This window comes from Leclercia sp. LSNIH1, from assembly GCF_002902985.1.
In the GTDB taxonomy this organism is placed as follows: Bacteria; Pseudomonadota; Gammaproteobacteria; order Enterobacterales; family Enterobacteriaceae; genus Enterobacter.
The window spans coordinates 4473928-4498643 of record NZ_CP026167.1 but is presented as its reverse complement, the minus strand read 5'-3'; the positions used below and the strand labels follow the sequence as shown (position 1 = coordinate 4498643).

Annotated in this window: 22 protein-coding genes; 16 read left to right on the top strand and 6 right to left on the bottom strand. The window is 58.8% G+C overall.

The window, feature by feature from the left end; all coding sequences use genetic code 11:
- Nucleotides 1-7: 7 nt before the first annotated feature.
- A complete protein-coding gene (locus C2U54_RS22175) occupies nucleotides 8-1144 on the top strand; it encodes a 3-phenylpropionate MFS transporter (RefSeq protein WP_103180731.1) in 1137 nt (378 codons plus the stop codon).
- On the opposite strand, the gene csiE is transcribed toward C2U54_RS22175, so the two are convergent.
- Nucleotides 1141-2418: a stationary phase inducible protein CsiE gene (gene csiE, locus C2U54_RS22170; RefSeq protein WP_103180730.1), complete on the bottom strand. Its 1278-nt coding sequence runs from the start codon at nucleotides 2416-2418 to the stop codon at nucleotides 1141-1143. The genes C2U54_RS22175 and csiE overlap by 4 nt on opposite strands.
- A gap of 123 nt (nucleotides 2419-2541) precedes the next feature.
- Between csiE and C2U54_RS22165 the strand changes: the two genes are divergently transcribed.
- From C2U54_RS22165 to C2U54_RS22155, 3 genes are all read left to right on the top strand, one after another.
- The gene (locus C2U54_RS22165) at nucleotides 2542-3180 is read left to right on the top strand and encodes a DUF1007 family protein (protein ID WP_103180729.1); all 639 of its coding nucleotides are present in this window, start codon (nucleotides 2542-2544) and stop codon (nucleotides 3178-3180) included.
- Nucleotides 3171-4136 (top strand): nickel/cobalt transporter, encoded by a 966-nt coding sequence (locus C2U54_RS22160; RefSeq protein ID WP_103180728.1) that lies wholly within the window; start codon nucleotides 3171-3173, stop codon nucleotides 4134-4136. Before C2U54_RS22165 ends, C2U54_RS22160 begins: the two co-directional genes overlap by 10 nt.
- Before the next feature lie 267 nt (nucleotides 4137-4403).
- Complete coding sequence (locus C2U54_RS22155) at nucleotides 4404-5069, top strand: hypothetical protein (protein WP_139156360.1); 666 nt, start codon at nucleotides 4404-4406, stop codon at nucleotides 5067-5069.
- A 69-nt stretch (nucleotides 5070-5138) separates the two neighbouring features.
- On the opposite strand, the gene suhB is transcribed toward C2U54_RS22155, so the two are convergent.
- Nucleotides 5139-5945 (bottom strand): inositol-1-monophosphatase, encoded by an 807-nt coding sequence (gene suhB, locus C2U54_RS22150; RefSeq protein WP_103180726.1) that lies wholly within the window; start codon nucleotides 5943-5945, stop codon nucleotides 5139-5141.
- A gap of 124 nt (nucleotides 5946-6069) precedes the next feature.
- On the opposite strand from suhB, the gene trmJ reads away from it, so the two are divergent.
- The 11 genes from trmJ (at nucleotide 6070) to sseB (ending at nucleotide 14825) form a co-directional block, all read left to right on the top strand.
- Nucleotides 6070-6798 (top strand): tRNA (cytosine(32)/uridine(32)-2'-O)-methyltransferase TrmJ, encoded by a 729-nt coding sequence (trmJ, locus tag C2U54_RS22140; protein ID WP_103180724.1) that lies wholly within the window; start codon nucleotides 6070-6072, stop codon nucleotides 6796-6798.
- A 239-nt stretch (nucleotides 6799-7037) separates the two neighbouring features.
- Entirely contained in the window at nucleotides 7038-7529 is a 492-nt protein-coding gene (gene iscR, locus C2U54_RS22135; protein WP_103180723.1) for a Fe-S cluster assembly transcriptional regulator IscR, read from the top strand.
- A 116-nt stretch (nucleotides 7530-7645) separates the two neighbouring features.
- A complete protein-coding gene (gene iscS / locus C2U54_RS22130) occupies nucleotides 7646-8860 on the top strand; it encodes a cysteine desulfurase (RefSeq protein WP_103180722.1) in 1215 nt (404 codons plus the stop codon).
- A 23-nt stretch (nucleotides 8861-8883) separates the two neighbouring features.
- The gene (iscU, locus tag C2U54_RS22125) at nucleotides 8884-9270 is read left to right on the top strand and encodes a Fe-S cluster assembly scaffold IscU (RefSeq protein WP_004866383.1); all 387 of its coding nucleotides are present in this window, start codon (nucleotides 8884-8886) and stop codon (nucleotides 9268-9270) included.
- A gap of 15 nt (nucleotides 9271-9285) precedes the next feature.
- Nucleotides 9286-9609, top strand: coding sequence for an iron-sulfur cluster assembly protein IscA (gene iscA / locus C2U54_RS22120; RefSeq protein ID WP_103180721.1), 324 nt, complete (start codon nucleotides 9286-9288; stop codon nucleotides 9607-9609).
- 77 nt (nucleotides 9610-9686) lie between these two features.
- Nucleotides 9687-10202, top strand: coding sequence for a co-chaperone HscB (hscB, locus tag C2U54_RS22115; protein WP_039029730.1), 516 nt, complete (start codon nucleotides 9687-9689; stop codon nucleotides 10200-10202).
- Nucleotides 10203-10216: 14 nt separating this feature from the next.
- A complete protein-coding gene (gene hscA, locus C2U54_RS22110) occupies nucleotides 10217-12067 on the top strand; it encodes a Fe-S protein assembly chaperone HscA (RefSeq protein ID WP_103180720.1) in 1851 nt (616 codons plus the stop codon).
- 1 nt (nucleotide 12068) lies between these two features.
- On the top strand, nucleotides 12069-12404 hold the full coding sequence (gene fdx, locus C2U54_RS22105; protein ID WP_039029728.1) for an ISC system 2Fe-2S type ferredoxin: 336 nt from the start codon (nucleotides 12069-12071) through the stop codon (nucleotides 12402-12404).
- Nucleotide 12405: 1 nt separating this feature from the next.
- The gene (gene iscX, locus C2U54_RS22100; RefSeq protein WP_032613119.1) at nucleotides 12406-12606 is read left to right on the top strand and encodes a Fe-S cluster assembly protein IscX; all 201 of its coding nucleotides are present in this window, start codon (nucleotides 12406-12408) and stop codon (nucleotides 12604-12606) included.
- 59 nt (nucleotides 12607-12665) lie between these two features.
- Complete coding sequence (gene pepB / locus C2U54_RS22095; protein WP_103180719.1) at nucleotides 12666-13952, top strand: aminopeptidase PepB; 1287 nt, start codon at nucleotides 12666-12668, stop codon at nucleotides 13950-13952.
- A 96-nt stretch (nucleotides 13953-14048) separates the two neighbouring features.
- Nucleotides 14049-14825, top strand: a complete 777-nt coding sequence (gene sseB, locus C2U54_RS22090; protein ID WP_103180718.1) for an enhanced serine sensitivity protein SseB — start codon at nucleotides 14049-14051, stop codon at nucleotides 14823-14825.
- Between the two features lie 17 nt (nucleotides 14826-14842).
- Here sseB and C2U54_RS22085 read toward each other — a convergent pair whose 3' ends face one another.
- The 4 genes from C2U54_RS22085 to C2U54_RS22070 form a co-directional block, all read right to left on the bottom strand.
- Complete coding sequence (locus C2U54_RS22085; RefSeq protein WP_103180717.1) at nucleotides 14843-15613, bottom strand: MurR/RpiR family transcriptional regulator; 771 nt, start codon at nucleotides 15611-15613, stop codon at nucleotides 14843-14845.
- Nucleotides 15613-16458 (bottom strand): 3-mercaptopyruvate sulfurtransferase, encoded by an 846-nt coding sequence (sseA, locus tag C2U54_RS22080; RefSeq protein ID WP_103180716.1) that lies wholly within the window; start codon nucleotides 16456-16458, stop codon nucleotides 15613-15615. Before sseA ends, C2U54_RS22085 begins: the two co-directional genes overlap by 1 nt.
- An 89-nt stretch (nucleotides 16459-16547) precedes the next feature.
- Nucleotides 16548-17915, bottom strand: coding sequence for a 6-phospho-alpha-glucosidase (locus C2U54_RS22075; protein ID WP_103180715.1), 1368 nt, complete (start codon nucleotides 17913-17915; stop codon nucleotides 16548-16550).
- Nucleotides 17916-17926: 11 nt separating this feature from the next.
- A complete protein-coding gene (locus C2U54_RS22070) occupies nucleotides 17927-19471 on the bottom strand; it encodes a PTS transporter subunit EIIC (protein ID WP_103180714.1) in 1545 nt (514 codons plus the stop codon).
- A gap of 285 nt (nucleotides 19472-19756) precedes the next feature.
- On the opposite strand from C2U54_RS22070, the gene C2U54_RS22065 reads away from it, so the two are divergent.
- Nucleotides 19757-24715 carry an alpha-2-macroglobulin family protein gene (locus tag C2U54_RS22065; protein WP_103180713.1) on the top strand — a complete coding sequence of 1653 codons (4959 nt, stop codon included), beginning with the start codon at nucleotides 19757-19759 and terminating at the stop codon, nucleotides 24713-24715.
- Nucleotide 24716: the final 1 nt, after the last annotated feature.

Below are 24716 nucleotides of genomic sequence, written 5' to 3'. Positions count from 1 at the left end.
GGGATTCATGGTTTTGCATTCCACACGCTGGCTGGCGCTCAGCTACTTCACCTACTTTTTTAGCTACGGTATTTTTCTGCCTTTCTGGAGCGTCTGGCTCAAGGGAATTGGCCTTACGCCGGAGATGATTGGCCTTCTGCTGGGCTCGGGCCTGGTGGCACGTTTTCTCGGTAGCCTGCTTATTGCGCCGCGCGTCAGCGATCCCTCCCTGTTAATCAAAGCCGTACGCGTGCTGGCGCTGCTCACCCTGGTGTTTATGGCCGGTTTCTGGGTCAGCCAGCAGTTTGCCTGGCTGATGGTGGTGATGGTGGGCTTTAACCTCTTCTTCTCGCCGCTGGTCCCGCTGACCGACGCGCTCGCCAATACCTGGCAAAAGCAGATCACCATGGACTATGGCCGGGTGCGGCTGTGGGGCTCGATTGCCTTTGTGATTGGCTCGGCGCTGGTGGGCAAACTGGTGAGCCTTTACGACTATCGCGCGATTCTGGCACTGCTGAGCGTGGGGATCCTGTCGATGCTGCTCGGTATGCTGTTGCGTCCTTCAGTCATGCCGCAGGGGGAGAGCCGTCAGCAGGAGAGCGCAGGCTGGCCCGCCTGGCGATCGCTTGTCGCCCAGAGCTGGCGTTTTCTGGCCTGCGTCTGTCTGCTGCAGGGGGCGCATGCCGCCTACTATGGCTTCAGCGCTATCTACTGGCAGGGAGCCGGGTATTCAGCCTCCGCTGTCGGCTATCTCTGGTCGCTGGGCGTGGTAGCGGAAGTGATTATCTTTGCTCTCAGCAACAGGCTGTTTCGCCGCTTCAGCGCCCGGGACCTGCTGCTGTTATCGGCCCTCTGCGGGATTGTACGCTGGGGTCTGATGGGCTGGACCACGGAGCTGCCGTGGCTGATTGTGGCGCAGATCCTGCACTGCGGCACCTTTACGGTGTGCCACCTGGCGGCGATGCGCTATATCGCGGCGCGCGAAGGCAGCGACGTGATCCGCCTGCAGGCGGTCTACTCCGCCGTGGCGATGGGGGGCAGTATTGCCATCATGACCGTGTTTGCCGGTTTCCTTTACCAGCATCTGGGTCACGGGGTCTTCTGGGTGATGGCGCTGGTGGCGCTGCCCGCGGTTCTGCTGCGTCCGCGCGTGGCAGTGCGCTAAGTTTCCAGCATGGCGCGAATATGTTCCTGCTGCTGCGCATTCAACGCCTCGACGGCATGGATAAGCGGCGGCGAGAACAGCGGCAGGGCGGTGGTGTAAGGTGTGACCACCAGGGCCGCTTCGCGCGGGGCACCCTCCTTCTGAAAAGACTGTAGCGTCACATAGCGAATGTTCAGCGGCAGCAGGGTCAGTTCCCGGAGCTGCTGTTCAATCAGCTCCTCGCACGCTTTATCCTCACCGGTCAGCAACACCACCTGCTTTTCATGCAGATCGGTCTCCTGCATCAGCCAGGCGCCAAAGATCACCGCCACCAGGCTCGCCTCCTCCTCGGAGAACCGCAGGCCGAATTCGGACTCCAGCTCAAACAGCACCTCCCGGGTGGTACGCATCAGGCGCGGATAGAGGCGGTGGATCTCCTCCGGCAGGCTGTTGTCGATGCCAATGCCAAACAGCGAGCGGTCCAGCGCCTGGGCAAGGTGGATATAGAGCTGAGCGGTCAGTCCCTGCTCGTCACTGAAATGCATCCCCGTTTGTTCCCGGAAGCGGTCGATCATCCGGGTAATGGCGTGGCGCAGGCGTTCATCTTCCTGGTGCGCATCGCGCAGCGGATCGGGGGTACGCAACATCATAAACAGCAGAGCCAGAAACAGCTGTTCATCCGCGTGGGGTACCTGCACCACGCGGCGCTGCCAGTGGCGTACAATCTCCTGCGCCATCAGATATTCGTTACGCGACTGGGTCCAGTTACGCTGAACCACTGTAAACTGCGGCGTCTGGCCCAGATGGTGCTGGAGCAGGCAGTATTGCAGGTAGAGCTGTAAAAACTGCGCGTCACGGCATTCAAACTGCCGTTGCAGTCGGCGGGAACAGAAATTGACCAGCGCCTGCAGGTTAGTGTCGTCATATAACGTGCGGGCGATGCCGAGCTGCTTTAGCGCGATCTTCAGAGATGGGGTAAACTGCTGCGCGATGAAGTGGGGGCAGAGGCGTAACGCCCGGCGCAACCAGTGCAGCAGGCATAAGCGTTGATTAAGGTGGCTACCTTCCAGCAGGTAGCAGCCATCATGCTGTGTCGCAATGTCGAGCTGGTGATAGCGCTGGATCTCCATGCGCATCTCGTCGATATCCTGCCGGCAGAGGGCATCATCGACACCATTGATTTCCCCGATGCTTTGCAGAGTGGCGCGAAAGCCTGGCACATAGAGCATCAACAGAACCTGGCAGCGGCGCTGCGAACTGGAAAGTGCAGATGGCATTTCGAGAGTCGTCATCATCTGTCGGGTTCCAGTGAGTGTGTTTGATAAGAATAGCTAAAGGATGTACGCCATAGCACGGGATGCCGGGCTTTCCTTCAGGAATGCGGGTGAACATCACAGAATTTTTGACGTGAGGATGAGATGCAAATAGTTAAACGCAGCGCAACTGCGCTTTTTTTGGCGGTTTTGTCTTTTTCCGCCGTCGCGCACCCTCACAGCTTTATCACCCTGAAAACGCAAATCATGGTGAAGGATGAGCAGGTCACCGGCCTGAAAATGCGCTGGGTAATGGACGAGCTAACATCCGCCGATCTGCTTTATGATGCCGGGAACGCAAAGCCCGGGGATGAAATCTGGAAAAAGCTGGCGGCGGAGGTCATGGCCAACGTGCTCGGCCAGCACTACTTTACCGAGTTCTGGCATAACGGGGAGAAGGTGAAATTTCTTAACCGCCCCACTCAGTACGGTATGAGCCGCATTGATCACCAGGCGGTGCTGACATTTATCCTGCCGCTGGCGGAGCCCCAGCCGCTGGCCGGACAAAAGTACACCTTCTCGACCTTCGATCCCTCTTATTACGTCGACATGAGCTATGCAGAGGATAGTGACGTGACGCTGCCTGACGGCCTGAAAAGTCAATGCGCCCTCACTATCGATACCCCGGAGCCCAGCGATGAGACGCTCAACTTTGCCAGCTCGCTGGATAAAGATGATGCCCCGCCGGAAGATATGAATCTCGGCAAACAGTTTGCCCAGACGGTGACCTTACAATGTCAGTAATGCGCGCGCGACGTGGGTGGGATCTCTGGCCGCTGGCGCTGTTCCTCGTTGTGGCGGCGGCGGGAGCCGTGTGGTTATGGCAGGCGTGGCCGCAGGTGATGCGCCAGAGCATTCTCTGGCAGCGGGAGGTCAACCAGCAGATGAGCGGTTTGTTGAAAGCGGTGGCCGATAACCCGACGGCAGCAGGCGGGTCACTGCTGATCTTCAGCTTCCTCTATGGCGTGCTGCACGCGCTGGGGCCGGGACATGGCAAAATTGTTATCACCACCTGGCTTGCTACCCACCCCTCAAAACTGAAATCGAGCATCGGCTTAACCCTGGCCTCCTCTTTATTACAGGGGGGCGTGGCGATCGCCCTGGTGGTGGGGGTATTAATGCTGCTGCGGCTCCCGGCGCGGGATCTGCACATGAGTAGCTTCTGGCTGGAGAAGGGCAGCTACGCCCTGGTGGGCGTGCTGGGGATTATGCTCTGCTGGCGGGCGCTGAAAAAACTGCGTGCCTTGCTGCGCAAACCGACCTTCAAAGCCTTTACCCCGCATCACGTCCACGACGCAAACTGCGGCTGCGGCCATCAACATCTGCCCACGCCGGGGCAGATGCAGGGCGCGGACGACTGGCGGACGCGGCTGATGATTATTCTGTCGATGGGGATGCGGCCCTGTTCCGGGGCCATTATGGTGCTGCTGTTCAGTAAGGTGATCGGCGTATTCAGCTGGGGTGTGGCCTCGGCGCTGGCGATGGCGGCGGGAACGGGGTTAACCATCTCTTCGCTGGCACTGCTGGTGCACGGCTTTCGCCATCTGGCGGTCAGGCTCAGCGGCAATAAAACGCCGGTGCTGTGGCGACAGGTCGGATGGACGACGCTGGCATTAGCGGGCGGTGTGGTGTTGCTGGCGGCGGCAGTCATCATGTGGCTGAGCGCGGTGCCGGTGGGCAGAGGGCTGAGGCCGTTTTAGTCGTCCCTGCCGGGCAAAAATCCCAAAATGGCGGGATATGATTGTCGCTTCGACAGGGATGTTTTAGTTTGCAAGCTTTGCTTTGGGGTCATGACAAGGAGTCACGATGACCGATCATAATACTACTGTTTCAACACGCAATCTCTGGTTAGCCGCCGGGTCCGGCCTGCTGTCGGCCTGGCGCTCGTCTGCTTCTGGCCCGAACTGGCGAGCTGGTGGCCTGAAGATCTCCCCCGCATCTATTCCACCCTCTATTTTCTTATCGGTATGGGGCAAACCAGCATCGACACGCTTCCGCTCGCCATGTACGGCAAGCTGCTGGTGGCCGGTTTTGTGCTGGCTTTTCTGCATCCCGGCTACAGCAAAATACCTCTCGTCGCCTGGATGCTGCATAACCAGCCTTCGGCCAGGCAATTCTTTGACTGGATAGTGCGCAGCTGGATCCTGCAGGGCGGTTTTTTTGTCATTGTTTTCTGGCGCATCGGATTTACGCAGAATCTCTCCCACGAGGTATTGCTGCGCTTTGTCGCAGCGTTCAACTACGTCTGCTATTTCGCCACGCTGGTACTGGGTGTGTTGCTGGTTCGCGATGCCTTGTGCTGGCGGAAAAGCGCTGAAGGTCCCCGGAGCAATATTCGGCTGCCGCTCATTTTCGCGCTGAGCTTCTATATGCCTTCACAAATCGTGTGGCTACTGCTGGGGGCGCGGGAGCATGATTTGATCCTGACAGGATGGCTGCTATTCGTCCCCACCATGATTGGCGTGCTGTTAGCCAGACTGGCGACGGGCGGTATCGCCTGTCTGCTGCATCAGTGGCTGGGGGAGGCGCGGTGTCAAAAAGGGTGGCGGTATTTTGCGCTGTTTAACGGCATGGCGGTGCTGGCGATGGTCACCAATACCTTCATTCGTATACTGCTGTCACTGCTGCAGTAATCGTTAATTGTCTGGGGCGGGCAGGGCAGGAAAAGAGGCGGGTGAAAGATCTTCACCCGCCTGCTGAGATTAACGCTTCAGCGCTTCGCTCAGTTCGTCACGCATGTTCGCCAGCATGGCTTTTACCACGCGTGGGTTACCCGCAACGATGTTGCCAGACAGCATGTAGTTGTGGCCACCGGTGAAATCACACACCAGCGCACCCGCTTCACGCGCGATCAGTTCGCCAGCGGCGAAGTCCCACGGCTTGAGGCCAATCTCGAAGTAACCATCAACGCGGCCAGCGGCAACATAAGCCAGGTCCAGCGCAGCGGAGCCGGTACGGCGGAAGTCGGCGCACTCGGTGAACAGTTTGCCCAGAATTTTCATGTACGCAGGGGCGTGCTGTTTGGCTTTGAACGGGAAGCCGGTCGCCAGGATGGTGCCGTCGAGGTCGCGAGCGTTGGTGCCGCGCAGACGGTAGCCGTTCAGCTGTGCGCCCTGACCGCGGGTGGCGGTGAAGAGTTCGTTACGCATTGGATCGTAAACCACGGCCACTTCGGTACGGCCTTTGATGCGTACAGCGATAGAAACAGCGAAGTGTGGGAGACGTTTAACGAAGTTGGTGGTGCCATCCAGTGGATCAATAACCCATTGAACATCCTGATCTTCGCCCTCATGCTCACCGCTTTCTTCGGTGATGATGGTGTGCTGCGGGTAAGATTTGCGAATGGTGTCGATAATTACAGCTTCTGCCGCTTTATCAACGTTGGTCACAAAGTCATTGCTGCCTTTCTGGCTGGTTTCTACGGAATCGGGTGTTTCGTAGTGTTTGGCAATTACATTACCCGCCTTGCGCGCTGCGCGCACGGCGATGGTCAACATAGGATGTTGCATCGGTTACTCTCACTGGATGTTAAAGAACGGGGAAACGAAAACGGCGCAGAGTATAGCAGCGGGATCGGAATATGTCTTCCGTTTATGATAACATCATCGAATATTCTCCATACTCAGAAAAATTATGCTGCAAAATATCCGAATCGTGCTGGTCGAAACATCGCATACCGGCAACATGGGCTCCGTAGCCCGCGCTATGAAAACCATGGGCTTAACCAATCTCTGGCTGGTTAACCCGCTGGTCAAACCCGACTCCCAGGCCATTGCCCTCGCGGCAGGGGCCAGCGACGTGATTGGCAATGCCCAGATCGTCGATACCCTGGATGAAGCCTTAGCGGGTTGTAGCCTTGTGGTGGGTACCAGCGCGCGTTCCCGCACCCTGCCGTGGCCGATGCTCGACCCGCGTGAATGCGGGCTGAAAAGCATCAGCGAAGGCCAGCATGCGCCGGTGGCGCTGGTGTTTGGCCGTGAGCGCGTGGGGCTGACCAACGATGAGCTGCAGAAGTGTCACTATCACGTCGCCATTGCCGCCAACCCGGAGTACAGCTCGCTGAACCTGGCCATGGCCGTGCAGGTCATTGCCTATGAGGTGCGTATGGCCTGGCTGGCAACCCAGGAAAAAGATGTTCCCGCCGCGCAGGAAGAGACGCCTTATCCGCTGGTGGACGATCTGGAGCGGTTCTACGGCCATCTGGAGCAGACCCTGCTCGCCACCGGCTTTATCCGCGCCGGTCATCCGGGTCAGGTGATGAATCGTCTGCGCCGCCTCTTTACTCGCGCCCGTCCGGAGAGCCAGGAGCTGAACATCCTGCGCGGTATTCTGGCGTCGATTGAGCAGAAGAATAAAGAGTAGTGCGGTGTGGCGCCGGGTGGCGCTGCGCTTACCCGGCCTACGAAAACCGTACGCCCGTGCAAGCGAAGCGCCGCCGGGCAAAAACTGATGAGCGCACAGAAGGTTAAATACCTGACTAAATCAGTCAAGTAAATAGTTGACCATTTTAGTCAGGAATGTCAGACTTGGCCCTGCTATGCAATACCCCCACTTTACAATAAAAAACCCCGGGCAGGGGCGAGTTTGAGGTTAAGTAAGACATGAGACTGACATCTAAAGGGCGTTATGCCGTGACCGCGATGCTGGACGTTGCGCTCAACTCCGAAGCGGGCCCGGTTCCATTGGCTGATATTTCTGAACGTCAGGGAATCTCCCTCTCTTATCTGGAACAGCTTTTTTCCCGACTGCGTAAAAATGGCCTGGTTTCCAGCGTTCGCGGTCCTGGCGGTGGTTATCTGTTAGGTAAAGACGCGGGCAGTATTGCGGTTGGTGAAGTGATTAGCGCAGTTGACGAATCCGTCGACGCGACCCGTTGCCAGGGTAAAGGCGGCTGTCAGGGCGGCGACAAATGCCTGACGCACGCGCTGTGGCGCGATCTGAGCGACCGTCTGACCGGTTTCCTGAACAATATCACCCTCGGTGAGCTGGTAAATAACCAGGAAGTTCTGGATGTATCAGGCCGTCAGCACAGCCACGATTCCCATCGTAATACCCGCGCGCAGGACGCTATCGACGTCAAATTACGCGCGTAATAAAAAGATAAGTATTTCAGAATCAGGCCGGGGCGTAACGCCCCGTGTACTCGGTCGTACATCCAGCCGGTTGCCTGATTCCTTGCATTGAAGCGATGTACGGAGTTTATAGAGCAATGAAATTACCGATTTATCTCGACTACTCCGCAACCACGCCGGTGGACCCGCGTGTTGCCGAGAAAATGATGCAGTGTCTGACCCTGGACGGAAACTTTGGTAACCCAGCTTCCCGTTCACACCGTTTTGGCTGGCATGCTGAAGAGGCGGTAGATATCGCCCGTAACCAGATTGCCGAGCTGGTTGGTGCCGACCCGCGTGAAATTGTTTTCACCTCTGGCGCAACCGAATCCGATAACCTGGCGATTAAAGGTGCCGCTAATTTCTACCAGAAAAAAGGCAAGCACATCATCACCAGCAAAACTGAACACAAAGCCGTGCTGGATACCTGCCGTCAGCTGGAGCGTGAAGGATTTGAAGTAACCTACCTCGCCCCGCAGCGCAACGGTATCATCGACCTGAAAGAGCTCGAAGCGGCAATGCGTGACGACACCATTCTGGTCTCCATCATGCACGTTAACAACGAAATCGGCGTGGTGCAGGATATCGCGACAATCGGCGAGCTGTGCCGTGCGCGCGGCATTATCTATCACGTGGATGCGACCCAGAGCGTGGGCAAACTGCCTATCGATCTGAGCCAGCTGAAAGTGGACCTGATGTCCTTCTCCGGCCATAAAATCTACGGCCCGAAAGGTATCGGCGCGCTGTACGTGCGTCGTAAGCCACGTATCCGCATCGAATCCCAGATGCACGGCGGTGGTCACGAGCGCGGCATGCGTTCCGGTACGCTGCCTGTTCACCAGATCGTGGGCATGGGTGAAGCTTACCGTATCGCCAAAGAAGAGATGGAAACCGAGATGGCGCGCCTGCGTACGCTGCGCAACCGTCTGTGGGAAGGCGTGAAGGATATGGAAGAGGTCTACCTGAACGGCGATCTCGAGCAGGGCGCACCAAATATCCTCAACGTCAGCTTCAACTATGTTGAAGGCGAGTCGCTGATCATGGCGCTGAAAGACCTGGCCGTCTCTTCCGGTTCTGCGTGTACTTCCGCAAGCCTGGAGCCGTCCTACGTACTGCGTGCGCTGGGCATGACCGACGAACTGGCACACAGCTCTATCCGCTTCTCTTTAGGTCGTTTTACTACCGATGAAGAGATTGACTACACCATCCAACTGGTTCGCAACTCCATTGGCCGTCTGCGTGATCTTTCTCCACTGTGGGAAATGTACAAAGAAGGCGTGGATCTGAACAGCATTGAATGGTCACATCACTAATCGGTTTGTAAGGAGAATTCAGCATGGCATACAGCGAAAAAGTTATCGATCATTACGAGAATCCACGTAACGTGGGCTCCTTCGACAACAGCGACGACAGCGTAGGCAGCGGCATGGTGGGTGCACCAGCGTGTGGCGACGTGATGAAGTTGCAGATTAAAGTCAACAATGAAGGTATCATTGAAGATGCGCGCTTCAAGACCTACGGTTGCGGTTCCGCAATCGCGTCGAGCTCCCTAGTTACCGAGTGGGTGAAAGGCAAGTCTCTGGACGAAGCGCAGGCGATTAAAAATACCGATATTGCTGACGAACTCGAACTGCCGCCGGTGAAAATTCACTGCTCTATCCTGGCGGAAGATGCGATCAAAGCCGCAATTGCGGATTACAAAAGCAAACGTGAAGCAAAATAATTAGTTGAGGTTGTTATGTCGATTACCCTTAGCGACAGCGCTGCCGCGCGAGTAAGCGCCTTCCTGGCAAACCGTGGCAAAGGCTTTGGCCTGCGACTGGGTGTACGCACCTCCGGTTGTTCCGGTATGGCGTATGTACTGGAATTTGTTGACGAACCTGCGGCGGAAGACACCGTGTTCGAAGACAAAGGCGTGAAGGTGGTGGTCGATGGTAAAAGCCTGCAGTTCCTGAACGGCACTCAGCTGGACTTTGTTAAAGAAGGTCTTAACGAAGGGTTTAAGTTCACCAACCCGAACGTGAAAGACGAGTGCGGCTGCGGCGAAAGCTTCCACGTATAATTGCGCATCACCTGTTAACCCCACCGCAGCCAGGCTGTGTGTGGGGTTTGCTTTAATCAGCTAACCCTGAGATTGTTATGGATTACTTCACCCTCTTTGGGTTACCAGCCGGGTATGAAATTGATACTCAGGCGCTGGCGGCCCGTTTCCAGGATCTGCAACGTCAGTATCACCCGGATAAATTCGCCAGCGGTACGCAGGCGGAACAACTGGCGGCGGTGCAGCACTCTGCGACCATCAATCAGGCGTGGCAAACCCTGCGCAATCCGCTGAGCCGGGCAGAATATCTGCTTTCGCGTCACGGGTTTGATCTCTCCAGTGAGCAACACACCGTCCGCGACACCGCGTTCCTGATGGAACAGCTGGAGCTGCGTGAAGAGCTGGATGAGATTGAACAGGCCAAAGACGAAGCCCGTCTGGAGCGCTTTATCAAGCGCGTAAAAGGGATGTTCGATACCCGCCATCAGCAGATGGTTGACCAATTGAATAACGAGACGTGGGACGTGGCAGCGGACAGCGTTCGCAAGCTGCGTTTTCTCGATAAACTGCGAAGCAGTGCTGAACAACTCGAAGAAAAGCTGCTCGATTTTTAATTTCGGAAGCGATTATGGCCTTATTACAAATTAGTGAGCCAGGTTTAAGTGCCGCACCGCACCAGCGTCGTCTGGCGGTGGGCATCGACTTAGGCACCACAAACTCGCTGGTGGCGACCGTGCGCAGCGGCCAGGCTGAGACGCTGGCGGATGCGCAGGGTCAACATCTGTTGCCTTCTGTGGTCCACTATCAGCCTCAGGGCCACAGCGTGGGCTTCGATGCCCGCGCCAATGCCGCGCAGGATCCTGCCAACACCATCAGCTCGGTAAAACGCATGATGGGCCGCTCGCTGGCGGATATCCAGAACCGTTATCCCCATCTGCCGTATCAGCTGCAGGCAAGTGAAAATGGCCTGCCGATGATCGCCACTGCCGCAGGGTTACTGAACCCGATCCGTGTCTCTGCCGATATTCTCAAGGCGCTGGCCGCCCGCGCCACCGCGACCCTTTCAGGCGAGCTGGATGGCGTGGTGATCACCGTGCCGGCCTATTTCGATGACGCCCAGCGTCAGGGCACCAAAGATGCCGCGCGTCTGGCGGGCCTGCATGTGCTGCGTCTGCTCAACGAGCCGACCGCGGCCGCCATTGCCTATGGTCTCGACTCCGGCCAGGAAGGGGTGATCGCGGTATTCGATCTCGGCGGCGGGACTTTTGATATCTCCATCCTGCGCCTGAGCCGCGGGGTGTTTGAAGTGCTGGCGACCGGCGGCGACTCTGCCCTCGGCGGTGACGACTTCGACCATCTGCTGGCGGATCACATCCGCGAGCAGGCGGGGATTGCCGATCGCAGCGACCTGCGCGTCCAGCGCGAGCTGCTGGATGCGGCCATTGCCGCCAAAATCGCTCTCAGCGATGCCTCCTCCGTGACCGTTGAGGTGGCGGGCTGGAAAGGCGGCATCAGCCGCGAGCAGTTCAATGAACTGATTGCCCCGCTGGTGAAACGCACCCTGCTGGCCTGCCGTCGCGCGCTGAAAGATGCGGGCGTGGAAGCCGAAGAGGTGCTGGAGGTGGTGATGGTCGGCGGTTCAACCCGTGTGCCGCTGGTGCGTGAGCGCGTGGGCGAGTTCTTTGGCCGCACGCCATTAACCTCTATCGATCCGGATAAAGTGGTCGCTATCGGCGCCGCTATCCAGGCCGATATTCTGGTCGGCAACAAGCCGGACAGCGAAATGCTGCTGCTGGATGTTATCCCGCTCTCCCTCGGGTTAGAAACCATGGGCGGCCTGGTGGAGAAAGTGATCCCGCGTAACACCACCATTCCGGTGGCCCGCGCGCAGGAGTTCACCACCTTCAAGGATGGCCAGACTGCAATGTCCATCCACGTCCTGCAGGGTGAGCGCGAGCTGGTTCAGGACTGCCGTTCGCTGGCGCGTTTCGCCCTGCGCGGCATTCCGGCGCTGCCTGCAGGCGGGGCGCACATCCGCGTCACCTTCCAGGTGGATGCGGACGGCCTGCTGAGCGTCACGGCGATGGAAAAATCGACCGGTGTCGAATCCTCCATTCAGGTGAAACCGTCCTACGGTCTGACCGATAATGAGATCGCCGCCATGATTCAGGACTCAATGAGTTTTGCTGAGCAGGATGTGAAGGCGCGTATGCTGGCCGAACAGAAAGTCGAAGCCGCACGCGTGCTGGAAAGCCTGAACAGCGCACTCACTGCTGATGCCGCGCTGCTAAGCGCCGCTGAACGTCAGGCCATTGACGATGCCGTCGCACAGTTGATTGCGGTGGCCGAAGGCAATGATGCTGACGCCATAGAACAAGCGATTAAAAACGTTGATAAACAAACCCAGGAGTTTGCCGCTCGTCGTATGGACCAGTCTGTCCGTACTGCGCTGAAAGGCCACTCCGTGGACGAGGTTTAATATGCCAAAGATTGTTTTTCTGCCACATGCGGACCTCTGTCCGGATGGCGCAGTTCTGGAAGCTGAGACCGGCGAAACCATCCTTAACGTTGCCCTGCGTAACGGTATTGAAGTGGAACACGCCTGTGAAAAATCCTGTGCCTGCACAACCTGCCACTGCATCGTCCGCGAGGGGTTTGACTCCCTGGCGGAGAGCACAGAAGATGAAGACGACATGCTGGATAAAGCATGGGGTCTGGAGCCGGAAAGCCGTCTGAGCTGTCAGGCGCGCGTCACCGATGAAGATCTGGTGGTCGAACTTCCGCGTTATACGCTTAACCACGCACGCGAGCATTAATATGGGACTGAAGTGGACAGACAGCCGTGAAATCGGCGAGGCGCTGTACGACGCCAACCCGGATCTCGATCCGAAGACCGTACGCTTCACCGATATGCATCAGTGGATTTGCGATCTGGAAGAGTTTGACGACGATCCCAACGCATCCAATGAAAAAATTCTGGAGGCGATTCTGTTAGTCTGGCTGGACGAAGCAGAATAAAAACGTAACGGGCTGCCTTCAGGCGGCCCGTTTGCTTGTTGCTAATAAGGAAAAATAAAATGACCGAAGCGATGAAGATTACGCTCTCTACTCAGCCTGCCGATGCGCGCTGGGGTGAAAAAGCCACTTACAGCATCAACAACGACGGTATTACCCTGCACCTGAACGGCAGCGACGATTTAGGCCTGATCCAGCGCGCGGCGCGTAAAATTGACGGCCTGGGCATTAAACATGTGTTACTCGACGGCGAAGGCTGGGACACCGATCGCAGCTGGGCCTTCTGGGCCGGTTATAAAGGGCCAAAAGGCAGCCGTAAAATTGAGTGGGCTAATCTGGACGAAGCCGGCAAGCGCGAGCTGGAAAGCCGTCTGACCATTATCGACTGGGTGCGCGACACCATCAACGCCCCGGCGGAAGAGCTGGGTCCGGAGCAGCTGGCGCAGCGTGCTGTCGATCTGCTGAGCAAGGTGGCGGGCGACAACGTCTCTTACCGCATCACCAAAGGCGAAGATCTGCGCGAGCAGAACTATATGGGCATCCACACCGTGGGTCGCGGCTCTGAGCGCCCGCCGGTGCTGCTGGCGCTGGACTACAACCCAACCGGCGATAAAGCGGCCCCGGTATTCGCCTGCCTGGTCGGGAAGGGCATTACCTTTGACACCGGCGGCTATAGCCTGAAGCAGAGCGCGTTCATGGACTCCATGAAGTCCGACATGGGCGGCGCGGCGACCATCACCGGTGCGCTGGCCTTTGCCATCACCCGCGGCCTGAACAAACGCGTGAAGCTCTGGCTCTGCTGCGCCGACAACATGGTCAGCGGTAACGCCTTTAAGCTGGGCGACATCATTCGCTACCGCAACGGCAAAAACGTTGAAGTGATGAATACCGACGCCGAAGGCCGTCTGGTGCTGGCGGATGGGCTGATCGATGCCTCGGCGCAAAAACCAGAGCTGATTATCGACATGGCGACCCTGACCGGGGCGGCGAAAACCGCGCTGGGCAACGACTACCACGCGCTGTTCAGCTTCGACGATAAGCTGGCAAACCGCCTGCTGGCGAGCGCCGCCGCCGAGAACGAGCCGTTCTGGCGTCTGCCGCTGGCCGAGTTCCACCGCAGCCAGCTGCCGTCGAACTTTGCCGAACTGAACAATACCGCCAGCGCGGCCTATCCGGCAGGGGCAAGCACCGCCGCCGGTTTCCTGTCGCACTTTGTCGAGAACTATCGCGAAGGCTGGCTGCACATCGACTGCTCCGCGACCTACCGTAAAGCGGCGGTTGAACAGTGGTCCGCGGGTGCGACCGGTCTGGGCGTGCGTACCATTGCGAACCTGCTGACGGCAGAGTAATTAGCTTGCCCGGCGGCGCTGCGCTTGCACGGGCCTACGGGTGTTGTAGGCCGGGTAAGCAAAGCGCCACCCGGCGTTTTTTGAAGTAGTGAAACTATGTCAGAAACCAAAAACGAATTAGAAACCCTGCTGGAGAAAGCGGCCACCGAGCCCGCCCATCGTCCGGCATTCTTCCGCGCGCTGCTGGAGTCCACCGTCTGGGTGCCCGGTACGGCGGCGGAAGGCGAGCAGGTTGTTGAGGACAGCGCCCTGGATCTGCTGCACTGGGAAAAAGACGACGGCACCTCGGTGATCCCGTTCTTCTCCTCCCTTGAGGCCTTACAGCAAGCCGTTGAAGATGAGCAGGCGTTCGTGGTGATGCCGGTGCGCACCCTGTTTGAGATGACGCTGGGCGAAACCCTGTTTCTGAATGCCAAACTGCCGACCGGGAAAGAGTTCACCCCGCGTGAAATCAGCCATCTGATTGGCGAAGAGGGCAACCCGCTTAGCACCCAGGAGGTGCTGGAGGGCGGCGAGTCGCTGCTGCTGTCGGAAGTGGCCGAGCCACCGGCGCAGATGATCGACTCCCTGACCACCCTTTTCCAGACCCTCAAGCCGGTTAAGCGCGCGTTTCTCTGCTCCATCAAAGAGCAGGCTGACGAACAGCCGGTACTGCTGATTGGTATCGAGGCGGATGGCGAGATCGACGACATCATTCAGGCCGCGGGCAGCGTGGCGACCGACACCCTGCCGGGCGACGAGCCGATCGATATCTGCCGGGTAGTGGCGGGGGAGAAGGGCATCAGCCACTTTATCACCGAGCACATCACGCCGTTCTATGAGCGCCGCTGGGGTGGCTTCCTGCGCGATTTCAAAAACAACCGCATTATCTGAATCTTACGGGGTGGCACTCACCCCGTTGCTTCCAGCAGCAGTAAATCCATCAGCAGCACCAGGTTCGACTCAAACGAGGTCACCCCTGCGGCTTCGGCGGCGAAATGCACCGCTTCGTCGTACAAAGCAAAATGCAGATCCGCCATCCCCGCCAGGCTATTCGCCGACGCGCGGGTAAAAGCCACCACCGTCATCCCCACGTTTTGCGCAATGCGCGCCTTATCCAGAACCTGTTCCGTTTCCCCGCTGCGCGAGACTGCGATGAAGACCTGATAGCGCGAGGCGTTGCTGAGAAAGATATTACGGCTGTCGCCCGGGCCGGAGATAAAGGCCGTCTTGCCCAGCACCTGCAATTTTTTGGTCAGGTACTCGGCAAAAAGATAGGAAAAGCCCGCCCCGTAGAGAAAGAAGCTCTCTTTTTCCCGCAGCAGTTCGGCAAAATAGTGGCGCTTTTGCGCCGTCGCCCACTGAAAGGTCTGCTGATAGTTGGCGATAAACTGATTGAACAGCGCGGGCAGCTCCGCAGGCTGACGGCTTTCGGCGGCAATGTGCGGCGTGTCGCTCAACAGCTGCTTGCAGTGCCAGATGAACTCGCTAAAGCCGCTAAACCCCAGCTTGCGGCAGAGACGCATAATGGTGGCGGTCGAGACAAAGGTCGCCTGCGCCAGCTCCCGCACCGTGATATGGCCCACCAGCAGCGGATGCCCGGTCAGATGGGCCAGCACGCGATATTCCGCGCGGGTCAGGGTCTCCCCGCGCGATAACAATGTCGCCAGGCGGTTATCCATTACTGCGCCGGTTCAACCGGCAGATCGTCCCGGGCACCCCATTCACTCCACGCCCCGTCGTAGAGCGTCACGTCGGTTTTGCCGAGGGTAGCCAGCGCCAGGAGCACCACACAGGCGGTGACGCCCGAGCCGCAGCTGGCGACGATGGGCTGATGCAGATCCACACCCTGACGGGCAAAAATCTCACGCAGCTCATCGGTGGTCTTCAGCTCGCCCTCAAACACCAGATCGCCCCACGGCACGTTACGTGCGCCTGGGATATGGCCGCGCTTGAGGCCAGGGCGCGGCTCGTCGGCCTCGGCGTTAAAGCGCGGGGCAGGGCGGGCATCGACAATCTGTGCGGTCTGTTCGTGGCTGGCCAGCAGCACGTCGGTGACGCGCTTGATCGCTCCGGCATCGAAGGTGGCTTCAAAATCGCCGTCCGGCAGCGAGACATCGCCCTGCTGGAGCGGGAGCTCCGCCCGCTGCCAGCCCGCAAGCCCGCCCGCCAGAATCGACACTTTTTCCACGCCGAAGGTTTTCAGCATCCACCACGCCCGTGGTGCGGAGAAGAGATTCCCTTCATCATAAATCACCAGATGCTTATCGTGGCTGACGCCCAGCTCGCGCATGGCGACCGCAAAAGCTTCCGGGCGCGGCATCATGTGCGGCAGGGGAGAGGTGTGATCGGAGAGGGCTTCAATATCAAAAAATACCGCCCCCGGCAGATGCCCGGCGCGGTATTCCGCGGGAACGTCACGATGCTCCTGCCCCGGCGGCGCCATGCGCGCGTCGAGGATCTGGACTTCAGGATCGTCACTGTGCTCAATCAGCCAGTCGGCTGCGACAAAATATGAGGTGGGCATGGTTGCCTCCATAAATGAATCCAATAATGGATTGTCGGTGTTTTTTCTGACACCGACAAGGGAACCACGTTCAACTCGCGAGCAAGCCCTTATTTTTTCACCGCTTCTCCGTCCTGCCATGCTTTCTGCAATGCAGGCCAGTATTCACGGTTAGCTTCGATCATCTCGTCCAGAATGGCTTTGGCATGCTCCATGGTTGGCACGGTGCGGTTCAGGGTGAACGCCTGCAACGCTTTCTCGTAGCTGCCTTCGATGGTGGCCTCTACCAGCAGCTGCTCCGAGGCCAGCTGTTGTTGCAGCAGGGTCTGGTGGAACAGCGGCACCTGGCCGATGCGGATCGGCTCTGGCCCTTCGCTTGTGATATAGGCCGGCACTTCAACCATGGCGTCATACGGCAGATTAGTAATCGCCCCGCGGTTTTCTACCATCACCAGATGGCGCTGACGCAGGTTGAACGCCAGCGAGCGGGCCACATCCACGATAAACTCGCCGTGTACCCCCACGTGGAACGCATCTGGCAGGATCCCGGTCTGTTTATACTCTTCCGCAGCCGCAAACAGCTTTTTCTCGCGACCGTTCATCACTTCGTTGGCGCGGGTATAGTCCGGGTTCTGGTGCTCCACGATCTGGTTTGGCATCAGGTAGTACTGCAGATAGGGGTTCGGCAGATACTCCGGGAAGTTATCCATGATCGGCTTGATGTTGCGCCAGGTTTTCACCCAGGATGGATCGGAGTGCTGCGGGTCGGTTTTAGCCGCATCTTCCGTCAGCAGGCCAAATCTGGCGACATGGCGGCGCAGCTCCGGCAGTTTGTCCTCGCCATCCACCAGCACGCGGGTAAACCAGCCGAAGTGGTTCAGACCGAAATAATCCACCTCCAGCTTGTGACGATCCACGCCCAGAATGGCCCCCATATTGCGCATCGCCGCGACCGGCATATCGCAGATGTTCAGCACCCGGGCGTCAGGTCGCAGGCGGCGCACACCCTCTGCGACGATGGCCGCCGGGTTGGAGTAGTTAACGATCCACGCTTTTTCATGCGCATAGCGCTCGACCATGTCGATCAGTTCAACCATCGGCAGGATCGTGCGTAAGCCATACGCCAGCCCGCCCGGGCCGCAGGTCTCCTGGCCAACCACGCCGTGACGCAGCGGGATCTTCTCATCCTTCTCGCGCATTTTGTACTGACCCACGCGCATCTGGGCGAAGATGAAATGGGCACCGCTGAAGGCCACTTCCGGGTCGCTGGTGACGGTGAATTTGATGCTCTGACTGTGATCGCGAATCACCTTCTCCACCACCGGCGCGATGGTATCCTGCCGCGCGGCGTCGATGTCGTAGAGGCGAATTTCCGCCAGCGGGAATTTGTCCAGCTGCACCATCAGGCTTTTCACAATCCCGGGCGTATAGGTGCTGCCGCCACCGGCGATAGAGAGAATGAATGGGGGTGTAATCATGTTTATCTCCTTCAGAGAACCGTCTCGACCGCTTCTCGCATTTTTTTGACATGCAGCCCGTAGACCACCTGAACGTTGTTACCTTGTTTGATAATGCCTTTCGCGCCCGTCGCCTTGAGCCGCGGCTCGTCGATGACGGCGACATCTTTCACCGTGACGCGCAGGCGGGTGTAGCAGTTGTCCACTACCTCGATGTTTTCACGTCCGCCGAGGCCGACCACAATCGCCTCGCCCAGGCCATTATTGCTGCCCTTCGCCTGATACTCCTGCTTGCTGTACAGACGGGTCTCCTGATCTTCCTCCTCGCGTCCCGGCGTTTTCATGCGGAAATGCAGGATCAGGAAGCGGAAGACAACGAAGTAGACGGTGAACATGATCAGCCCGACCACGATGTACATCGGCCAGTTAGACTTCTCAGTGCCCAGCGGCAGGTTATAGAGAATAAAATCGATGATGCCGTTGGCGCCGATGGCGTGAACGCCGAACGGGGAGAAGAGCATCATGCCAATCCCGGTCAGCACCGCATGCACCACAAACAGCAGCGGGGCGACAAACAGGAAGGAGAACTCAATGGGTTCGGTAACGCCCACCAGCAACGAGGTGAGCGCCGCCGGGATCAGAATCGCTTTCGCCGCGGCTTTACGCTCCGGTTTCGCGGTGACATACATCGCCAGCGCGGCGGCAGGCAGGCCAAACATCTTGCTGATACCGCGAGCATCCCAGACCACGGTGCTGCTGAGCTGTTTCACGTCCGGGCAGGCCATCTCGGCGAAGTAGATATTACGCGCGCCCTGGTAGGTAGCGCCGCAGACCTCCTGGGTACCGCCCAGTTCGGTATAGAGGAAGGGGGTATAAACCAGATGGTGCAGGCCGGTCGGCACCAGGATGCGCTCAAGGAAGCCGTAAATCGCCACCCCAAACGGTCCGGAACCTTTTATTGCTAAGGCCATCGTGCTGATCCCGTGCTGGGCAAACGGCCACAGCTCGCTCATCACCACCCCCAGCAGCATTGAGACCGGCAGCATAATAATGGCGACAAAGCAGTGGCCGGAGTAGATTGCCATGGCGCCGTTAAACTGCACCCCGGAGTATTTGTTATACAGGTAGCCCGACAGCGCCCCGGTGAGGATCCCGGCGAACACGCCCATCTCCAGCACCTGTACCCCCAGCACCATGCTCTGTCCGGCGGCTTTCATCTGCTCCGCAGGGGCCAGCGCGCCCTGCAGTTGCAGCGTGACGTTCATGGCGTTGATAAACACCACAAAGGTCACCAGACCAATCAGCGCCGCGTAACCTTTGTCACGTGTTGCCAGACCAATGGGAATCCCCACGGCGAACACCAGCGCGAGGTTAACCAGCACCGAGACGGCGGATTTGGCGATCAGCTGGCCAATACTCTGGATCAGTGGATGGCCGAGGAATGGCAGATAGCCGGCAAGACCACCGTTACCCAGCACGTTTCCAAAGGCAATAAACAGACCGACAATCGGCAGGATAAGTACCGGTCCGTATAATGATTTTCCGAAATTTTGTAGGGCGTTCACGGCTCGTTTCATCATGTTCTCTCTTATTGAACCGCGCACTCAAGGTGCGTCTGAGAGTAAAACTAGCAGTGGGAACGCCGGTTTATCCATATATCTTCTTGTTTTAAAAACAAATGACGTTAAAGGTTACATGTAACCTTATGGGCTGTGATCGCCGTAGCAGCGGAATTTTTAATGCTGATAATTATTTTGCGAGGTGCTGTCCGTAATTGGATTGAGTGCTTTTGTATTAATGAAACTTGCGGATAATACTTACCCCGACGACGACCAACAGGCCCGAGAGGCCAGGGATAAAGGATGAAACCGTTTCGCTTCGCCGCACTTTCATTAGCGCTGCTCACTTCACTGGCGCTTATCGGCTGTGACAACAGTGACGATAAGCCCAAACCCCAGGCGCCCGCTGCGGCGGCTGCATCCACCACACAACCGACTGTCCCGGCGAAGCCTGACGGCGCCACGCTGGAAAAACTGGCAGCGCAGAGCCAGGGCAAGGCGCTGACCCTGCTGGATGCTTCAGAGCTCCAGCTCGACGGCGCGGCAGCCCTGGTGCTGACCTTCTCGGTTCCCCTCGATCCCGCCCAGGATTTCGCCCGTACCGTGCACGTGGTGGACAAAAAAAGCGGCAAGGTTGATGGGGCATGGGAGCTGGCGCCTAATCTGAAGGAGCTGCGCCTGCGCCATCTGGAGCCAAACCGGAATCTGGTGGTCACCGTCGAGAGCGGGCTGCTTGGGCTGAATAAAGCCACGCTGGGCAGCGATATCGAAAAAACCATCACCACCCGCGATATTGAGCCGACCGTGGGCTTCGCCAGCCGCGGCTCGCTGCTGCCGGGCAAGGTGGTAGAAGGGTTGCCGGTAATGGCGCTGAACGTAAATAACGTCGATGTGAATTTCTACCGGGTCAAACCCGAGTCCCTGGCCGCGTTCGTCAGCCAGTGGGAGTACCGCAGTTCGCTTACCAACTGGGAATCCGACAATCTGCTGAAGATGGCCGATCTGGTCTATACCGGCCGCTTCGACCTTAACCCGGCGCGCAATACCCGCGAGAAACTGCTGCTGCCGCTGGCGGAGATCAAGCCGCTACAGCAGGCGGGGGTCTACATCGCGGTGATGAATCAGGCCGGGCACTATAACTACAGCAACGCCGCCACGCTCTTTACCCTCAGCGATATTGGTCTCTCCGCCCACCGCTACCATAACCGGCTGGATATTTTTACCCAGAGCCTGGAGAACGGCGCGGCGCAGTCGGGCATTGAGGTGCTGTTGCTCAACGATAAAGGGCAGACACTGGCCCAGGCGTCGAGCGATGCCGACGGTCACGCGACGTTGCAAACAGATAAAGCGGCCGCGCTGCTTCTCGCCCGTAAAGATGGGCAGACCACGCTTTTGGATCTCACCCTTCCGGCGCTGGATCTGGCGGAGTTTGCCATCACCGGCGCGCCAGGCCTGAACAAGCAGTTCTTTATGTTTGGTCCGCGCGATCTCTATCGCCCGGGCGAAACGTTGATCCTCAACGGCCTGCTGCGCGACAGCGACGGCAAACCGCTGCCCGACCAGCCGGTGAAGCTGGAGGTATTACGCCCGGACGGCCAGGTGGCACGTACCGTGGTCAGCCAGCCGGAAAACGGTCTCTATCGCTTTAACTATCCCCTTGATAGCGGGGCGCAGACCGGCATGTGGCATGTGCGCGCCAGTACCGGCGATAACCAGCAGCGGATGTGGGATTTCCACGTCGAAGATTTTATGCCAGAGCGCATGGCGCTGAATCTTACCGGGCAAAAAGCGCCGGTTGCGCCGCAGGATGATGTCGCGTTCGACGTGACGGGGTATTACCTGTACGGCGCTCCCGCCAACGGCAACAGCCTGCAAGGACAGCTCTTTTTACGCCCGCTGCGTGACGCCGTGGCCGCACTGCCGGGCTTCCAGTTTGGCGATATCGCCGAAGAGAACCTGAGCCGCAGCCTCGACGAAGTGCAGCTGACCCTGGACGAACAAGGGCGGGGTCAGGTGACCAGCGAAAGCCAGTGGAAAGAGACGCACTCCCCGCTGCAGGTTATTTTGCAGGCCAGCCTGCTGGAGTCCGGCGGACGTCCGGTGACCCGCCGGGCGGAACAGGCCGTCTGGCCAGCGGCCACCCTGCCGGGCATCCGTCCGCAGTTCGCCAGCAAAGCGGTCTATGACTACCGCACCGATACCACCGTCAACCAGCCGATTGTGGAGGAGAACAGCCAGGCCGGATTCGATATTGTCTACGCTGATGCCAGCGGGGCGAAAAAAGCCGTTTCTGGTCTGCAGGTTCGCCTGATCCGCGAACGTCGGGACTACGCCTGGACCTGGTCGGAAAGTGACGGCTGGCAGTCGCAGTTTGATCAAAAAGATCTGATCGAAGGCGAGCAGGCGCTGGATCTGGCCGCGGACGAAACGGGGAAAGTGAGCTTCCCGGTGGAGTGGGGCTCCTACCGTCTGGAGGTGAAAGCCCCGGATGAGGCGGTGAGCAGCGTGCGCTTCTGGGCGGGCTACAGCTGGCAGGATAACAGCGACGGCTCCGGCGCGGCGCGACCGGATCGCGTCACCCTGAAACTGGACAAACCGGCCTATCAGCCAGGGGATACCATCAAGCTGCACATTGCCGCCCCGGCGGCAGGTAAAGGCTACGCGATGATCGAATCCAGCGAAGGGCCGCTGTGGTGGAAAGAGATCGACGTCCCGGCTGAAGGGCTGGATATGACGATCCCGGTAGATAAAGCCTGGAAACGTCACGATCTTTACCTCTCCACGCTGGTGGTTCGCCCCGGCGATAAATCCAAATCGGCCACGCCAAAACGGGCTGTGGGCTTGCTGCATCTGCCGATGGGCGATGAGAACCGTCGCCTGAGCATCGCCCTGGAAAATCCGCCCAAAATGCGTCCTGACCAGATGCTGACGGTGAAAGTGAAAGCCAGCGTGAAAGAGGGGACGACCCCGCAGAAAGTTAACGTGCTGGTTTCGGCGGTGGACAGCGGCGTACTCAACATTACCGATTACGTCACCCCGGATCCGTGGCAGGCGTTCTTTGGCCAGAAGCGCTATGGCGCGGACATCTACGATATCTACGGCCAGGTGATTGAAGGCCAGGGGCGTCTGGCGTCGCTGCGCTTTGGCGGCGACGGCGATGAGCTCAAGCGCGGCGGCAAACCGCCGGTTAACCACGTCACCATTATCGCCCAGCAGGCGCAGCCGGTAGAGCTGGACGCCAACGGGGAGGGCACCGTCTCGTTACCCATTGGCGACTTTAACGGCGAGCTGCGTCTGATGGCCCAGGCCTGGACCGATGATGATTTTGGCAGTAGCGAGAGCAAAATCATCGTTGCCGCACCGGTGATCACCGAGCTAAACACACCGCGCTTCCTGGCCAGCGGCGATAGCGCCAGGCTGACGCTGGATCTGACTAACCTCACCGATCGTCCGCAGACCCTGAACGTCGCCCTGACCGCTGGCGGTAATCTGGCGCTGGAAGGGGCCCAGCCGCAGCCGGTTACACTGGCCGCGGGCGAACGCTCGACGCTGTTTATTCCTGTGCGGGCGCTGGAAGGTTACGGCGAGGGCGAAATCGTCGCGCAGGTAAACGGCCTGACGCTGCCCGGCGAAACCTTTGCCCCGCAGCAGAAAAGCTGGAAAATCGGCGTGCGCCCGGCATTCCCGGCGCAGACGGTGAACACCGGCACGATGCTCAATCCGGGCGAAAGCTGGCATGCGCCGGAACAGCACCTGGCGAATTTCTCGCCGGTGACCTTACAGGGGCAGCTTCTGCTCAGCGGCAAGCCGCCGCTCAACCTGGCCCGCTACATTCGTGAGCTGCAGGCCTATCCGTATGGCTGTCTGGAACAGACCACCAGCGGTCTCTTCCCGTCTCTGTATACCAATGCCGCCCAGCTGAGCGCGTTAGGGATTAAGGGTGACAGCGACGAAAAACGTCGCGCGGCTATTGAGATCGGTATCTCCCGCCTGCTGCAGATGCAGCGTGACAACGGTGGCTTTGCCCTGTGGGATAAAAACGGTGAGGAAGAGTACTGGCTCACCGCCTACGTCACTGATTTCCTGGTGCGGGCGGGCGAGCAGGGTTACAGCGTCCCGGCTGAGGCCATTACCAACGCCAACAACCGCCTGCTGCGCTATCTGCAGGACCCGGGCATGATGGCTGTCCGCTACAGCGAGAACACCACCGCCAGCAAATTTGCCATCCAGGCCTATGCCGCGCTGGTGCTGGCTCGTCAGCAAAAAGCGCCGCTGGGGGCGCTGCGTGAAATCTGGGATCGTCATGGTCAGGCCAAATCGGGCCTGCCGCTGATGCAGCTTGGCCTGGCGCTGAAGCTGATGGGGGATGCGCCGCGCAGCCAGCAGGCGCTCGATCTGGCAATCAAAACGCCGCGCAGCGAAACGCAAAGCTGGCTGGCCGATTACGGCAGCCCGCTTCGCGATAACGCGATGATGCTCAGCCTGCTGGAAGAGTACAAACTGCTGCCGAACGCTCAGAATACGCTGCTGAATGTGCTTTCTGAGCAGGCGTACAGCCAGCGCTGGCTCTCAACGCAGGAGAGTAACGCTCTGTTCCTGGCGGGGCGTTCCGTACAGAAACTCACCGGAGAGTGGCAGGCCACCACGTCGTTTAAAGAAGGCAATATGCGGGGAGACAAACCGCAGGTGCAAAATCTTAATGCCGATCAACTGGCCGCCCTGCAGGTGACCAATACCGGCACTGCACCGCTGTGGGTGCGTCTGGACAGCAGCGGCTACCCACAATACGCGCCGCAGCCCGCCTCGAACGTGCTGAAAATTGAACGGCAGATTCTGGCCACCGATGGCAGCAGCAAGTCGCTCTCCTCCCTGAAAAGCGGGGAGCTGGTTCTGGTCTGGCTGACCGTGCGTGCCAGCAAGAACGTGCCGGATGCGCTGGTGGTGGATCTGCTGCCTGCGGGGCTGGAGCTGGAAAACCAGAACCTCGCCAGCAGCAGCGCCAGCCTGCAGGAGAGCGGCAGCGAGGTACAAAACCTGCTCAACCAGATGCAGCAGGCGGATATCCAGCATATGGAGTTCCGCGACGATCGCTTTGTCGCCGCCGTGTCGGTGAAAAATTATGAGACAGTGACGCTGGTCTATCTGGCCCGTGCCGTCACCCCGGGAACCTACACGGTGCCGGTACCGATGGTGGAATCCATGTACGTACCGCAGTGGCGGGCAACGGGTGCGGCCAGCGGCCCGCTAACTGTCGTTCCGTAAC